12 protein-coding genes are annotated in these 14,321 nt (G+C 54.1%); 8 read left to right on the forward strand and 4 right to left on the reverse strand.

Annotated features, from left to right (window positions below):
- Window positions 1-254 precede the first annotated feature (254 nt).
- The gene (locus tag UR504_RS02135) at window positions 255-593 is read right to left on the reverse strand and encodes a hypothetical protein (RefSeq protein WP_320739285.1); all 339 of its coding nucleotides are present in this window, start codon (window positions 591-593) and stop codon (window positions 255-257) included.
- 819 nt (window positions 594-1,412) lie between these two features.
- Here UR504_RS02135 and uspE point away from each other — a divergent pair.
- Window positions 1,413-2,363, forward strand: coding sequence for a universal stress protein UspE (gene uspE / locus UR504_RS02140; RefSeq protein ID WP_032640084.1), 951 nt, complete (start codon window positions 1,413-1,415; stop codon window positions 2,361-2,363).
- A 64-nt stretch (window positions 2,364-2,427) separates the two neighbouring features.
- Here uspE and pntB read toward each other — a convergent pair whose 3' ends face one another.
- Both pntB and pntA read right to left on the reverse strand, forming a co-directional pair.
- Window positions 2,428-3,816: a Re/Si-specific NAD(P)(+) transhydrogenase subunit beta gene (gene pntB / locus UR504_RS02145; protein WP_032668239.1), complete on the reverse strand. Its 1,389-nt coding sequence runs from the start codon at window positions 3,814-3,816 to the stop codon at window positions 2,428-2,430.
- A 10-nt stretch (window positions 3,817-3,826) separates the two neighbouring features.
- The gene (gene pntA / locus UR504_RS02150; protein ID WP_115874887.1) at window positions 3,827-5,356 is read right to left on the reverse strand and encodes a Re/Si-specific NAD(P)(+) transhydrogenase subunit alpha; all 1,530 of its coding nucleotides are present in this window, start codon (window positions 5,354-5,356) and stop codon (window positions 3,827-3,829) included.
- Window positions 5,357-5,891: 535 nt separating this feature from the next.
- Between pntA and ydgH the strand changes: the two genes are divergently transcribed.
- From ydgH to tus, 7 genes are all read left to right on the forward strand, one after another.
- Window positions 5,892-6,836 carry a DUF1471 family protein YdgH gene (ydgH, locus tag UR504_RS02155; RefSeq protein ID WP_111965689.1) on the forward strand — a complete coding sequence of 315 codons (945 nt, stop codon included), beginning with the start codon at window positions 5,892-5,894 and terminating at the stop codon, window positions 6,834-6,836.
- A gap of 186 nt (window positions 6,837-7,022) precedes the next feature.
- Window positions 7,023-8,405, forward strand: a complete 1,383-nt coding sequence (locus tag UR504_RS02160; RefSeq protein ID WP_302234814.1) for an amino acid permease — start codon at window positions 7,023-7,025, stop codon at window positions 8,403-8,405.
- A gap of 39 nt (window positions 8,406-8,444) precedes the next feature.
- Complete coding sequence (gene folM / locus UR504_RS02165) at window positions 8,445-9,167, forward strand: dihydromonapterin reductase (RefSeq protein WP_111965687.1); 723 nt, start codon at window positions 8,445-8,447, stop codon at window positions 9,165-9,167.
- Between the two features lie 110 nt (window positions 9,168-9,277).
- Window positions 9,278-9,994 carry a two-component system response regulator RstA gene (gene rstA / locus UR504_RS02170; RefSeq protein WP_302234813.1) on the forward strand — a complete coding sequence of 239 codons (717 nt, stop codon included), beginning with the start codon at window positions 9,278-9,280 and terminating at the stop codon, window positions 9,992-9,994.
- A 237-nt stretch (window positions 9,995-10,231) separates the two neighbouring features.
- A complete protein-coding gene (locus tag UR504_RS02175) occupies window positions 10,232-10,492 on the forward strand; it encodes a hypothetical protein (protein ID WP_302234812.1) in 261 nt (86 codons plus the stop codon).
- Window positions 10,493-10,567: 75 nt separating this feature from the next.
- Window positions 10,568-11,866 carry a two-component system sensor histidine kinase RstB gene (gene rstB, locus UR504_RS02180; RefSeq protein ID WP_045910344.1) on the forward strand — a complete coding sequence of 433 codons (1,299 nt, stop codon included), beginning with the start codon at window positions 10,568-10,570 and terminating at the stop codon, window positions 11,864-11,866.
- Between the two features lie 73 nt (window positions 11,867-11,939).
- Entirely contained in the window at window positions 11,940-12,869 is a 930-nt protein-coding gene (gene tus / locus UR504_RS02185; RefSeq protein WP_302234811.1) for a DNA replication terminus site-binding protein, read from the forward strand.
- Here tus and fumC read toward each other — a convergent pair whose 3' ends face one another.
- A complete protein-coding gene (fumC, locus tag UR504_RS02190; RefSeq protein WP_302234810.1) occupies window positions 12,870-14,264 on the reverse strand; it encodes a class II fumarate hydratase in 1,395 nt (464 codons plus the stop codon). It lies immediately after the preceding gene.
- Between the last annotated feature and the right edge of the window lie 57 nt (window positions 14,265-14,321).

The raw sequence follows: 14,321 nt of genomic DNA on the forward strand, positions 1-14,321 counted from the left end.
CGTTCTTTTGCAACCAAGATAGCTATCAATGCGGGGATGAAAACAATTGTCATTTGTAGTTTGTCACTGCCATTTCGATGTAATGGGGATCGCTAACTTCGGTAAATTTATCGACGTATCATGATAAAAGTTCAAGTACGTCCAAAAGTTATATGGTACGGCCTGTAAACGTTAGCCTGTCGAGCATCTCGTAAAGATACACACCATACCATTTAAATTTAATTAGCCTGGCTTAAGCTCTGGTCAGTTCGTTTTTAAAGCGGATGTTTTTTACGGTATTTTTCAATGACGTTTGGTTTACACGCGTCAACATTTTTAGGGTCGACTACGATTTTCTCAATCCCCGGATGTTCCTTCACTACTTCCTGATAAGCTTTCAGAACGTCTTCATTGAAAGGAGTAGGATCAGTTGCGTTAATCAATCCTTTTTTAATCTTAAAGTCTGGTTTTGCGGCTTCTTCTCTGAATTTAGGACTGCAAATTAGTTCGGCTTGATATGATAACAGATCATCAGACAAGGATTTCGTGTTATCAGTGGCATGAACTGAAAGGCTTACTGTAGTGATAAATAATGCAAGTACGATCTTTTTCATGAATTTTACTCGATTAAATGTGTCAGATAACTTCTATCATAAAAAGAAACATCAGACTAAGGCTGATCACCCTACTAAAATTTGGTATCATTATGATATTTATTCCTTGCACATCCTGTCCATGCGCCCTCTCCCTGGCTTACTGGGCAACGACACTAGGTAATGCCGACGAATAAAAGCGGCTAAATTTATTTCGCTGCCACAAACCTTGGCTCGTAAACGGTTTCTCTTCCCAGCAAGCGATTGCTACATAAAGTGATGCTCTGAAAGAGCAGAACTCTTGTACAACCTATCTAAGATAAAACAGCAACCTGAAAATCGCCGCGAACATGGAAAAACCGAAACGCAGCGCATCAGGACAGTATTTGTAACCGACCAGCGCTCGACAACAAAGGCAGGTTCTCTGTCCTACGGATGGAAGAATGGATTACGTAGGGCAGGAATCAGAGAACGGTCCCCATCAGTCGAGACACACCATGCCTGCTGGTCACTTTATGCATGTGCACATCCTTCGTTTGTAGCGACACCGAGGGGACATGAGGATTCACGGATGGTTTATGAGGTCGGTGCAGAGTGGAACGGTGATATGGATAAGGACCAGGTTGCTGTTATTAACAGGAGGATTCTTGTCAATATGCCCCTGACGCGCCCCCATAACGATTTGAAGCCCAAGAAAATCTTTACATTCATCATGCAGCAGTACGAACCAATAAATTTGCATGATTTATTGATCTGACAAAACCTCCCCTCTGTTTCATTCAGGATATATAGGTTACTCTTTTAATTACAGACTGTGGTGACAGTAGTAAGGAGACCTGTATGGCCAAGTATCAAAACATGCTGGTAGCTATCGATCCGAACCAGGACGATCAGCCGGCATTACGACGTGCTGTGTATTTACATCAACGGATTGGTGGCAAAATCAAAGCGTTTTTGCCGATCTATGACTTCTCGTATGAGATGACCACCCTTCTGTCGCCTGACGAGCGAACCGCTATGCGTCAGGGCGTCATCAGCCAGCGTACCGCGTGGATCCGAGAACAGGCGAAGTATTACCTGGAAGCGGGTGTTCCCATTGATATTAAAGTGGTCTGGCACAACCGACCTTTCGAAGCCATCATCCAGGAAGTTGTCGCCGGTGGGCACGATCTGCTGCTGAAGATGGCGCACCAGCACGACAAGCTGGAATCCGTGATCTTCACCCCGACCGACTGGCACCTGCTGCGCAAATGCCCTTGCCCGGTCTGGATGGTGAAAGACCAGCCGTGGCCTGAAGGCGGGAAAGCCGTTGTGGCGGTAAACCTCGCTAGCGAAGAGGATTACCACAACTCCCTGAACGAGAAGCTGGTGAAGGAGACCATCCAGCTTGCCGACCAGGTCAATCATACTGAAGTGCACCTGGTAGGTGCCTATCCGGTCACCCCTATTAACATTGCCATTGAGCTACCTGAATTTGACCCGAGCGTGTACAACGACGCGATCCGCGGTCAGCATCTGCTGGCCATGAAAGCGCTGCGCCAGAAATTTAGCATTGATGAGAAAATGACCCACGTGGAAAAAGGGCTGCCTGAAGAGGTGATCCCGGACCTGGCGGAACACCTGCAGGCGGGGATTGTGGTGCTGGGCACCATTGGCCGGACCGGTATTTCTGCCGCCTTCCTCGGCAATACCGCCGAACAGGTGATCGACCATCTGCGCTGCGACCTGCTGGTCATTAAGCCGGATGAGTACCAGACGCCGGTTGAGCTGGACGATCCGGAAGACGATTAACACCTGACGCCGCCCGACAATAAAAAAACCGCCAAATTCGGCGGTTTTTTCGTTTCAGCGCAACTTACAGCGCTTTCAGAATCGCATCCACGCTGGCTTTAGCATCGCCAAACAGCATGTGGGTATTCTCTTTGAAGAACAGCGGGTTCTGCACCCCGGCATAACCGGTATTCATAGAACGTTTGAAGACGATTACGTTCTGCGCCTTCCACACTTCCAGAACCGGCATACCGGCGATTGGGCTACCCGGATCGTCCTGTGCAGCAGGGTTAACGGTATCGTTGGCACCAATGACCAGCACGGTGTCGGTGTCGGCGAAATCATCGTTGATCTCATCCATTTCCAGCACGATGTCGTAAGGTACTTTCGCTTCCGCCAGCAGCACGTTCATGTGGCCCGGCAGACGCCCTGCCACCGGGTGAATACCAAAGCGAACCTTGATGCCCCGCGCGCGCAGCTTCTCGGTGATTTCCGCAACCGGATACTGCGCCTGTGCCACCGCCATGCCGTAGCCAGGGGTGATGATAACGGAATGCGAGTTTTTCAGCATGTCTGCGGTATCTTCCGCAGAAATTTCACGGTGCTCACCCACTTCTTCATCAGCACTGGAAGAAGAGCCATCTGTCCCGAAACCACCGGCGATTACGCTAATGAACGAACGGTTCATCGCCTTACACATGATATAAGACAGGATCGCACCGGAAGAACCCACCAGCGCACCGGTGACGATCAGCAGGTCGTTGCTCAGCATAAAGCCTGCCGCCGCTGCCGCCCAACCGGAGTAGGAGTTCAGCATTGAGACAACAACCGGCATATCCGCACCACCGATGGATGCCACCAGGTGCCAGCCGAATGCCAGCGCGATGATGGTCATTACCAGCAACGCCAGCACCTGCAGACCGACGCTTTCGGTACGCACGAAGACCACCAGCAGAACAAATGACACCACCAGCGCCGCCAGGTTCAGCTTATGACGGTTTGGCAGCATCAGCGGTTTAGAGGAGATCTTCCCGCGCAGTTTACCGAACGCGACAATGGAGCCCGTGAAGGTCACCGCACCGATGAAGATACCCAGGAACACTTCAGTCAGGTGGATATTGACCAGAATCGGTTCCAGACCCGGTTCGTGATACAGGTAGCTGTTGAAGCCCACCAGCACCGCGGCCAGACCCACAAAGCTGTGCAGAATGGCAACCAGCTCCGGCATCTCGGTCATTTCAACGCGTTTTGCCAGACGAATACCAATCGCGCCGCCGATGATCATCGCCACCAGGATCCACGCTACGTTGCCGGTATCCGGCCCGAAGATGGTGGCAATCAGCGCAATCGCCATCCCGGCGATACCAAAGTTATTCCCCTGCTGAGACGTTTCGTGTTTGGAAAGCCCCGCCAGACTGAAAATAAACAGGATTGCAGCAACAATGTATGCGGCTGTCACTAATCCTCCAGACATATGCTACCCCTTAGCCTTTACGAAACATTTTCAGCATGCGCTGAGTCACGGTGAAACCACCGAAAATATTGATACTGGCGATCAGCACCGCGATAAAGCTCAGGAAGCTGATCCAGCCGCCGTGACCAATCTGCAGTAACGCCCCCACCACGATGATCCCGGAGATGGCGTTGGTTACCGACATCAGCGGGGTATGCAGAGCATGGGAGACGTTCCACACCACGTAGTAGCCTACGACGCAGGAGAGCGCGAAGACGGTAAAATGGCCGAGGAACTCTTTTGGCGCGACGTCAGCCAGCCAGCCGAACAGAATAATTACCAGCGCCATGATCGCGTATTTACGCCACGGTGAAGCCGGTTTAGCAGGTTCTTTTGGCTCAGGCGCCGCTTTTGGTGCCGCCTGAGGCTGAGCAGAAACCTGAATAGGCGGCGCAGGCCAGGTAATTTCACCTTCACGGACCACGGTCACACCGCGCACCACCACATCGTCGAAATCAACGGTGACGTTGCCGTCTTTCTCTTTGCAGAGCAGCTTAAGCAGGTTGACGAGGTTAGTGCCGTACAGCTGAGAAGACTGCGTTGGCAGACGGCCCGGCAGATCGGTATAGCCGATCACCTTCACGCCGTTAGCGGTCGTGGTCACCTGATTCGGTACGGTATATTCACAGTTACCGCCGTTTTGGGCGGCCAGGTCGACAATCACGCTGCCCGGCTTCATGGAATCAACCATCTCACGGGTAATCAGCTTTGGCGCAGGTTTACCCGGGATAAGCGCTGTGGTGACAATAATGTCGACATCTTTCGCCTGAGCGGCGAAGAGTTCCATTTCGGCTTTGATAAAGGCTTCGGACATCACCTTCGCGTAACCATCGCCGCTGCCGGCTTCTTCCTTGAAGTCCAGCTCAAGGAATTCGGCTCCCATACTCTGAACCTGTTCCTTTACTTCAGGACGGGTGTCAAAGGCACGTACGATAGCGCCCAGGCTATTTGCCGCACCGATTGCAGCAAGGCCCGCCACGCCCGCGCCAATCACCATGACTTTCGCCGGAGGGACTTTACCCGCGGCGGTGATTTGACCGGTAAAGAAGCGACCAAACTCGTGGGCTGCTTCAACAATGGCGCGGTAGCCAGCGATGTTTGCCATGGAGCTTAAGGCATCCAGCGACTGCGCGCGCGAAATGCGCGGCACGGAGTCCATCGCCATTACGGTCACGCCACGGGCTGCCAGCTTCTCCATCAGCTCCGGGTTTTGTGCAGGCCAGATGAAGCTCACCAGGGTTGTCCCCGGATTCAACAGCGCAATCTCACCCTCTTCCGGTGCATTGACCTTCAGAATCACCTGAGACTGCCAGACGTCAGCACCGTCGACCACTTCCGCGCCAGCCTGGATAAAGGCCTCGTCATCGAAACTCGCCAGTTTGCCCGCGCCGCTTTCAACCGCGACCGTAAAACCCAGCTTAAGCAGTTGCTCCACCGTTTTCGGTGTTGCCGCTACGCGGGTTTCATTGGCTAACCGTTCTTTTGGTACCCCAATACGCATAGTTTTCCCTTCCATCGGTTCTTGATGATGGTTTATCGATAAATGCCCGCGATTTGTATCAATTTTCACCATCGCACCAGCGACGAGATATGATTAACCCCGGAAAATAAAACAGTAACAAACTGTCTATAACCTACTGAAAATAGCGCCCGTGATCTACCGCCAGAAAACACTATTTCTTACTTTATCTGTGAAAAATAAGCGATCGGCGTCACTGACAGTGATATTTACCTTAAATTCATCGCCGGAACCGATAAATCGCGCAAGCGAAGCGGTAAAAACATGATATAGCGCCGTAAGAGAACAACTTATTAACATTAAATTAACTTGTAAAAGTCATATGCTTTATCAGTTTTACTTGTCAAACGCGTGTTTTTTCAACATATCACTAAATGTTATCGAATAAGGTGATTCAGTGAGCACAGGCAGTGAAAAATGGCGCAGACAGCGACGGGTTTTAAATGCAATAATCGGGACCGTCTCAAATTAACAACAATACCAGTACATGGTTTGCGCAAGGCGAAGGATCATTTTTATGAAGCTTAAGAACACACTCCTGGCGTCCGCACTTCTTTCCGCGACCGCCCTGTCTGCGAATGCCGCAACAGAGTTAACGCCGGAGCAAGCGGCAGCGTTAAAACCTTTTGACCATACGGTCATTGTGGGTCGTTATAATTCTATTGGCGACGCCGTCGCCGCTGCATCAAAAGCTGCTGATAAAAACGGGGCGGCCTCGTTTTATGTCGTTGACCAGTCAGATTACGGCAACAGCGGTAACCTGCGCGTGACCATCGCGCTATTCAAAGACAATGCGCCAAAAGCTGACGCACCGAAAAACCGCGTGATCAACGGTGTTGTTGAACTGCCGAAAGATCAGGCGATTGAGCTGGAACCCTACGACACCGTCACCGTTCAGGGCTTTTACCGCAGCCAGCCAGAAGTGAACGATGCCATCACCAAAGCCGCGAAAGAGAAAGGAGCTTATTCTTTCTACATCGTGCGTCAGGTCGATGCTAACCAGGGTGGCAACCAGCGCATTACCGCGTTCATCTATAAAAAAGATGCGAAAAAACGTGTTCTGCAAAGCCCGGATGCCATCCCGGCGAATTCAGAAGCGGGTCGCGCGGCGATAGCGAAAGGCGGCGAAGCCGCGAAGAAAGTTGAAATTCCAGGCGTCGCAACGACGGCGGCCCCAAGCGCTGAAGTGGGTCGTTTCTTTGAAACGCAGTCCACGAAAGGTGGCCGTTACTCCGTTACGCTGCCGGACGGTACCAAAATTGAAGAGCTGAACAACGCCACTGCAGCGCAGATGGTGCCGTTCGACAGCATCAAATTTACCGGTAACTACGGCAACATGACGGAAGTCTCTTACCAGGTCGCGAAGCGTGCGGCGAAGAAAGGTGCGAAGTACTACCACATCACCCGCCAGTGGCAGGAACGTGGTAACAACGTGACCATCAGCGCCGATCTGTACAAGTAACAAAAGTCGTTTACGAAAGGCGGCGCAATGCCGCCTTTTTTTGTTACTTTTTTTGAATTTCTGCCTCACGTCATTGCATGCTTTCGTTACACTCCGTAAAATCCCGCGCCTTAGTGTGATCCACCATTTTTATGCGCCTGAGCGAAATAATTATTCTGGATTTTGACCTTTCATAACAGGAAGCCAATGGAAAAGAAACTTGGCCTGAGTGCTCTGACTGCACTCGTTTTAAGCTCAATGCTGGGTGCGGGCGTATTCAGTTTGCCGCAAAATATGGCGGCAGTCGCGAGCCCTTCTGCGCTCATCATTGGCTGGGGCATTACGGGTGTCGGAATATTGCTGCTGGCCTTCGCTATGCTGCTGCTCACCCGCATTCGCCCGGATCTGGACGGCGGTATTTTCACCTATGCGCGTGAAGGTTTCGGCGAGCTGATTGGCTTCTGTTCCGCGTGGGGATACTGGCTGTGTGCCGTTATCGCCAACGTCTCCTATCTGGTAATCGTCTTCTCGGCGCTCAGTTTCTTTACCGACACGCCTGAGTTGCGCCTCTTTGGCGACGGAAATACCTGGCAGTCTATTGTGGGTGCCTCGGTGTTATTGTGGTTCGTCCACTGGCTGGTGTTACGTGGCGTACAAACGGCCGCCAGCATCAACCTGGTGGCGACGCTCGCGAAGCTGGTTCCGCTCGGCCTGTTTATCGTTCTGGCCTTCATTGCGTTCCGTATGGACGTGTTTAAGCTTGATTTCAGCGGCGTTGCGCTGGGCGTCCCCGTCTGGGAGCAGGTGAAAAACACGATGCTGATTACCCTGTGGGTGTTCATCGGTGTAGAAGGCGCGGTCGTGGTTTCTGCCCGAGCCCGAAATAAACGCGATGTGGGCCGCGCCACGCTGCTGGCCGTACTCGCTGCGCTCGGGGTCTATCTGCTGGTAACGCTGCTGTCGCTGGGCGTGGTGGCGCGTCCTGAACTGGCTGAAATGCGTAACCCGTCAATGGCAGGGCTGATGGTGAAAATGCTCGGCCCCTGGGGCGACGTGGTGATTGCGGCTGGCCTTATCATCTCCGTCTGCGGCGCGTACCTGAGCTGGACCATCATGGCGGCTGAAGTGCCTTTCCTGGCCGCGACGCACAAAGCGTTTCCACGCCTGTTCGCCCGTCAAAACCAAAACAGCGCGCCGTCGGCATCGCTCTGGCTGACCAACATCAGCGTTCAGCTCTGTCTGGTGCTGATCTGGCTCACAGGTTCAGACTATAACACCCTGCTGACCATCGCCTCGGAGATGATTCTGGTACCCTATTTCTTAGTGGGTGCGTATCTGTTAAAAATTGCCACACGCCCGGCGCATTATGTTGTGGGTGTCGGAGCCTGTATTTACGGCCTGTGGTTGTTGTATGCTTCCGGTCCTATGCATCTGCTGCTGTCGGTGGTGCTGTACGCACCGGGTCTGCTGGTGTTTATCTATGCCCGCCGCACACATCAGCTGGAGAATGCGCTGAAACGCCGTGAGATGGCATTGATTGGACTGTTACTGGTTGCTGCCCTACCGGCAACCTGGATGTTAATGGGATAGCATCGCCTTTCCCATTGTTGAACTGTAAAGGAGAATACGATGGGAAATGCACCGCTTCGCCCAATACTGATTACCGGTGGAGGCCGCCGTATCGGCCTCGCCCTCGCCCATCACTTTCTCAACCTTCGCCATCCGGTCATTGTCAGCTACCGTACGGAATACCCGTCGATTGAAGGGTTACGCAAAGCGGGGGCGGTCTGCATTCAGGCTGATTTTTCAACCGATGAAGGCATTCTGGCTTTCGCGGAAACGGTAAAAGCCACCACGACGGGTCTGCGCGCCGTGATCCATAACGCCAGCGCATGGCGTGCCGAAAAACCCGGTACGTCACTTAGCGAAACGCTCTCCTCCATGCTGCAGATCCACGTCAATGCCCCTTATCTGCTTAACCACGCTCTGCAGGACCTGCTGCGCGGCCACGGGCACGCTGCGGGCGACATCATTCACTTCACCGATTATGTAGTGGAGCGCGGCAGCGACAAGCACATCGCCTACGCGGCCAGTAAAGCCGCGCTGGATAACATGACCCGCTCGTTTGCCCGCAAGCTCGCCCCCGAGGTGAAGGTGAATGCCATCGCCCCGGCGATGATTTTGTTTAACGAAAACGATGATGCAGAGTATCGCCAGCAGGCGCTGAATAAGTCGCTCATGAAAATCGCCCCCGGCGAGAAAGAGGTCATCGACCTCGTGGATTACCTGCTCACCAGCTGCTACGTCACCGGCAGAACCTTTGCCGTGGACGGTGGCCGTCCGCTGCGCTAGTGAAAGCGAATAACAGCCAGAATTACGGAACCGGCGTTAATTTAGAAAGATTAATGGAAGGTTAAGGTTTCGCGGTGTATGTTGGCTTTTTTCACGAAAACAGACGCTGTATGAATAAGATTGTTTATGTTGAAGACGAACCCGAAGTCGGGCAGCTGATCGCCGCCTATCTGGGTAAACATGATATGGACGTCATTGTTGAACCTCGCGGCGATCGTGCCGAAGAGGTGGTCGTCCGTGAAAACCCGGATCTGGTGCTGCTGGATATCATGTTGCCAGGCAAAGACGGCATGACGCTCTGCCGTGACCTGCGCGCCCGGTGGGAGGGCCCTATTGTCCTGCTCACCTCGCTGGACAGCGATATGAACCACATTTTGTCGCTGGAGATGGGTGCCAATGACTACATTCTGAAAACCACACCGCCTGCAGTCCTGCTCGCTCGCCTGCGCCTCCATTTACGCCAGCACGCCAGTATCGAACGCGAAGCACCGGCACCGTCTCTGACGCCGCACAAAGCGATGCGCTTCGGGACGCTGTCTATTGATCCGATTAATCGTCAGGTGCTGCTCTCTGGCGAACTTATCCCCCTTTCTACCGCAGATTTTGACCTGCTGTGGGAGCTGGCAACGCATGCCGGACAGATTATGGACCGTGACGCGCTGCTGAAAAACCTGCGTGGCGTGAGCTATGACGGAATGGACCGCAGCGTTGACGTGGCGATTTCGCGCCTGCGCAAAAAACTGCAGGATAACGCCACCGAGCCCTACCGCATTAAAACCGTGCGTAATAAGGGTTATCTGTTTGCCCCACATGCGTGGGAAACCTGAGAAGTTAACCTGACAGAAATGAAGGCATTGCGCGACGATGCCTTCTCTTTCGTATGTTTATTTTTACGTTTGCGCAACAATTTACTTGCTAAGCACGCGAACTATTCCATAATTACCTTCTCGACTCTCCTTTCTTCAGCTCGCCCCGCTCTTGCGATCGTTTTACTCATTTTCGCCGTGAAGCTTTCACGACATCTCTCCAATAAATCTTGAAATGAGGATTTAAGCCCATGACATATGTATAGCTACGGTCAGGTAGAAGCGATAAAAACCAATCTTGAGTGGATTGTTAATCAGGCAACCCTTAACCACGTCTCCCCCTCACGAACCGATCAAAAAGCGCTCTTTGACCTGCTGGAACTCATCCAGTCTTACGAAATACTGCTGGACCTCATCAGCGAATACGGGACGGATGTGATTGATACGCATATTGCCGAAGGACTGGCGGTGACCGAAAAACTCATCGCCAAGGTAAAAAACAGCGCGAAAGCCATATAACACGCTCGACAGACGTGAAAAACTCGAAGGGTTTTCATGTATATTCTGCACATAGCGTTTTTGCGGTGAGATCCAATGAAAAAGCTGTTTGTGCAGTTTTATCTTTTACTGTTTGTCTGCTTCCTGGTGATGACCATGCTGGTCGGGCTGGTTTATAAATTTACCGCCGAACGTGCGGGCAGGCAGTCGCTGGACGATCTGATGAAAAGCTCGCTCTATCTGATGCGCAGCGAGCTAAGAGAGATCCCGCCACACGACTGGGCGAAAACCCTGAAAGAGCTGGATCTGAATCTGTCATTCGATTTACGCATCGAGCCGTTGAAAGATTTCGATCTGGACCCGCCCGCCATGCAGCGTCTGCGCGACGGGGACATCGTCGCGCTGGATGAGAAATACACCTTTATCCAGCGTATTCCTCGCAGCCATTACGTGCTTGCCGTCGGGCCGGTGCCCTATCTCTATTATCTGCACCAGATGCGTCTGCTGGACATGGCGCTGATGGCCTTTATCGCCATTTCGCTCGCGTTTCCGGTCTTTATCTGGATGCGCCCCCACTGGCAGGACATGCTGAAACTGGAATCCGCCGCGCAGCGTTTTGGCGAAGGGCATTTCACCGAACGTATTCACTTCGACAGCGGTTCCAGCTTTGAACGCCTTGGCGTGGCCTTTAACCAGATGGCCGATAACATCAATGCCCTGATCGCCAGTAAAAAGCAGCTGATCGACGGGATTGCACATGAGCTGCGCACGCCGCTGGTGCGCCTGCGCTATCGTCTGGAGATGAGCGAGAATCTGACGGAAGCAGAGTCTCAGGCGCTTAACCGCGACATTGGCCAGCTCGAAGCGCTGATTGAAGAGCTGCTGACCTACGCGCGCCTCGATCGCCCGCAAAACGAACTGAACCTCAGCACGCCGGATCTGCCCGCGTGGCTGCAAACCCATATTGACGATGTTCAGAGCGTAAACCCGCAGCGCACGCTGTTGACGCGCGTCACGCCGGGTGATTACGGCGCGCTTGATATGCGCCTGATGGAGCGCGTGCTGGACAACCTGATGAACAACGCCATGCGCTACAGCGAAAGTACGCTGCAGATTGGGCTGGATTTGCAGGGAAACCAGGCCAGCCTGACGGTAGAGGATGACGGACCGGGGATTGCCCCGGAGGCACGCGAAACCGTGTTTGAACCGTTTGTCCGCCTCGATCCCAGCCGCGATCGCGCCACCGGAGGATGTGGCCTGGGGCTGGCCATTGTCTACTCTATCGCCCAGGCCATGGGCGGTACGGTGCATTGCGAGGAGAGCGAGCTCGGCGGCGCGCGCTTCTGCTTTAGCTGGCCGGTGTACCATAACATCGCCCTTCCCGTCCCTGCCTGACATCAAGCGCACGCTGGCCTGACCCGGCGTGCTGTGCTATATGATAAGTATGTTGTAACTAATGAGAGTATTTATGGCGACCTACGATCTCATCGAACGGCTGAACAGCACGTTCCGGGAAATAGAACACGAGCTGCTAACCCTGACAGAACGTTTGCAGACCTGCCGCCTGCTGGCCGCGCGCGTCTTTACCCTGCCCGAGGTGGTCAAAGGGGCCGAGCACGATCCGCTGGACACCATCGACGTGAAGCAGCACATCGGCAAGGCCGCACTGGAGCTGGCGATGAAGCACTATCGCCATCTTTTTATCCAGCAGCAGTCTGAACAGCGCAGCAGCAAGGCGGCGGTGCGGCTGCCCGGCGTGATCTGCCTGCAAACCGATGCGACAACGCGCGACGCGCTGGAAAGCCAGATTACCCATATCAACACCCTGAAAGCGGCATTTGAGAAAATCGTTACCGAAGAGTCGGGCCTGGCCCCCGCCGCCCGGTTTGAGTGGGTGCACCGTCAGCTTCCGGGGTTAATTACCCTGAATGCCTATCGCACGCTGACGGTACTACGTCATCCCGCCACGCTGCGCTTCGGCTGGGCGAATAAGCACATCATTAAAAACTTCACCCGGGATGAAATTCTGGCGCAGCTGGAAAAAAGCCTGAAGACGCCGCGCACCGTCGCGCCGTGGTCGCGTGAGCAGTGGATTGAGCGCCTCGAACAGGAGTACCACAGCATCGCCTCGCTGCCGGCGGACACGCGCCTCAAAATTAAGCGCCCGGTGAAGGTTCAGCCTATCGCCCGCGTCTGGTATTCCGGCCAGCAAAAACAGGTGCAGTATGCCTGCCCAACGCCGCTGATTGCGCTCTATGATGACGATCGGGGGGCAATAGTGCCGGATATTGGTGAATTGCTGAATTACGATGCTGAAAATGTCCAGCACCGTTACCGACCTCAGGCACAGCCGCTTCAGCTGATTATTCCGCGGCTGCACCTGTACGTAGCGAGTTGATTATTTCAGGCTGCCAACCATCGCCTCGGGACGTACCCAGGCCTCGAACTCCGCCTCCGTCAGATAGCCCAGCGCCAGGGCGGAGTCTTTAAGCGTCAGCCCCTCCTTATGCGCTTTTTTGGCGATCTCGGCGGCTTTGTCGTAGCCAATATGGGTATTGAGCGCGGTCACCAGCATCAGCGATTCGTTCAACAGCTGGCTGATGCGCTCGCGGTTTGGCTCGATCCCCACCGCGCAGTGTTCGTTAAAGCTCTCCATGCCGTCAGCCAGCAGACGAATCGATTGCAGAACGTTGTGGATCACCATCGGGCGATAGACGTTCAGCTCGAAGTTGCCTGATGCACCGCCCAGGTTAACGGCCACGTCGTTACCCAGTACCTGGCAGCAGAGCATGGTCATGGCTTCGCACTGGGTCGGGTTGACTTTACCCGGCATGATGGAGCTGCCCGGCTCGTTTTCCGGAATGCTGATTTCACCGATGCCGCAGCGCGGGCCCGAGGCCAGCCAGCGCACGTCGTTGGCGATTTTCATCAGCGACGCCGCCAGCCCTTTCAGCGCGCCGTGGATGTGGACCAGCGCATCGCAGGTCGCCAGCGCCTCGAACTTGTTGGGCGCCGTGACGAACGGCTGCCCGGTGATGTTTGCCAGCTCCTCCGCCACGCGCACCGCATACTCCGGATGGGTGTTCAACCCGGTCCCAACCGCCGTCCCGCCGAGCGCCAGCTCCGCCAGATGCGGCAGGCTGTTCTCAATATGCTTCAGGTTGTGTTCCAGCATCGCCACCCAGCCGGAAATCTCCTGGCCGAGCGTCAGCGGCGTGGCGTCCTGCAGGTGCGTACGGCCAATTTTGACGATGTCGCGGAAGGCCTGCGCCTTCTCGTTGAGCGTAGACTTCAGGACGTTGAGCTGCGGGATAAGCTGCTCGCGGATAGCAATCACCGCCGCCACGTGCATGGCCGTCGGGAAGACGTCGTTGGAACTCTGGCTTTTGTTGACGTCATCGTTCGGGTGAACCTTGCGCTCCATGCCGCGCACGCCGCCCAGCAGTTCGCTTGCCCGGTTCGCCAGCACTTCGTTCATGTTCATGTTGCTCTGGGTGCCGGAACCGGTCTGCCAGATAGCGAGAGGAAATTCATCGGGATGCTTGCCCGCCAGCACTTCGTCGGCGGCGTTGATGATGGCGGTCGCTTTGTCTGCCGTCAGCAGGCCTAAATCCTGGTTCACTTTCGCGGCCGCGCGTTTGGTGAGCGCCAGCGCCTGAATCAGCGAGACGGGCATTTTTTCAGTCGAGATACGGAAATGCTCCAGCGAACGCTGGGTTTGCGCGCCCCATAGCTTGTCGGCCGGGACGTCGATGGCGCCCATCGAGTCTTTCTCATGGCGTACCGTGGTCATTACTTTCTCCTTGATCACAAAAGAGGGATTGCTCACATGCTTAAGGGATAAGTATTG

This window comes from Enterobacter sp. 241F3, assembly GCF_034106785.1.
Lineage (GTDB): Bacteria > Pseudomonadota > Gammaproteobacteria > Enterobacterales > Enterobacteriaceae > Enterobacter > Enterobacter vonholyi.

Excerpts from the sequence above, each read along its gene's own strand:
- UR504_RS02135 (WP_320739285.1), bottom strand. The coding sequence starts at position 593 with ATGAAAAAGATCGTACTTGCATTATTTATCACTACAGTAAGCCTTTCA.
- uspE (WP_032640084.1), top strand. The coding sequence starts at position 1,413 with ATGGCCAAGTATCAAAACATGCTGGTAGCTATCGATCCGAACCAGGAC.
- pntB (WP_032668239.1), bottom strand. The coding sequence starts at position 3,816 with ATGTCTGGAGGATTAGTGACAGCCGCATACATTGTTGCTGCAATCCTG.
- pntA (WP_115874887.1), bottom strand. The coding sequence starts at position 5,356 with ATGCGTATTGGGGTACCAAAAGAACGGTTAGCCAATGAAACCCGCGTA.
- ydgH (WP_111965689.1), top strand. The coding sequence starts at position 5,892 with ATGAAGCTTAAGAACACACTCCTGGCGTCCGCACTTCTTTCCGCGACC.
- UR504_RS02160 (WP_302234814.1), top strand. The coding sequence starts at position 7,023 with ATGGAAAAGAAACTTGGCCTGAGTGCTCTGACTGCACTCGTTTTAAGC.
- folM (WP_111965687.1), top strand. The coding sequence starts at position 8,445 with ATGGGAAATGCACCGCTTCGCCCAATACTGATTACCGGTGGAGGCCGC.
- rstA (WP_302234813.1), top strand. The coding sequence starts at position 9,278 with ATGAATAAGATTGTTTATGTTGAAGACGAACCCGAAGTCGGGCAGCTG.
- UR504_RS02175 (WP_302234812.1), top strand. The coding sequence starts at position 10,232 with ATGTATAGCTACGGTCAGGTAGAAGCGATAAAAACCAATCTTGAGTGG.
- rstB (WP_045910344.1), top strand. The coding sequence starts at position 10,568 with ATGAAAAAGCTGTTTGTGCAGTTTTATCTTTTACTGTTTGTCTGCTTC.
- tus (WP_302234811.1), top strand. The coding sequence starts at position 11,940 with ATGGCGACCTACGATCTCATCGAACGGCTGAACAGCACGTTCCGGGAA.
- fumC (WP_302234810.1), bottom strand. The coding sequence starts at position 14,264 with ATGACCACGGTACGCCATGAGAAAGACTCGATGGGCGCCATCGACGTC.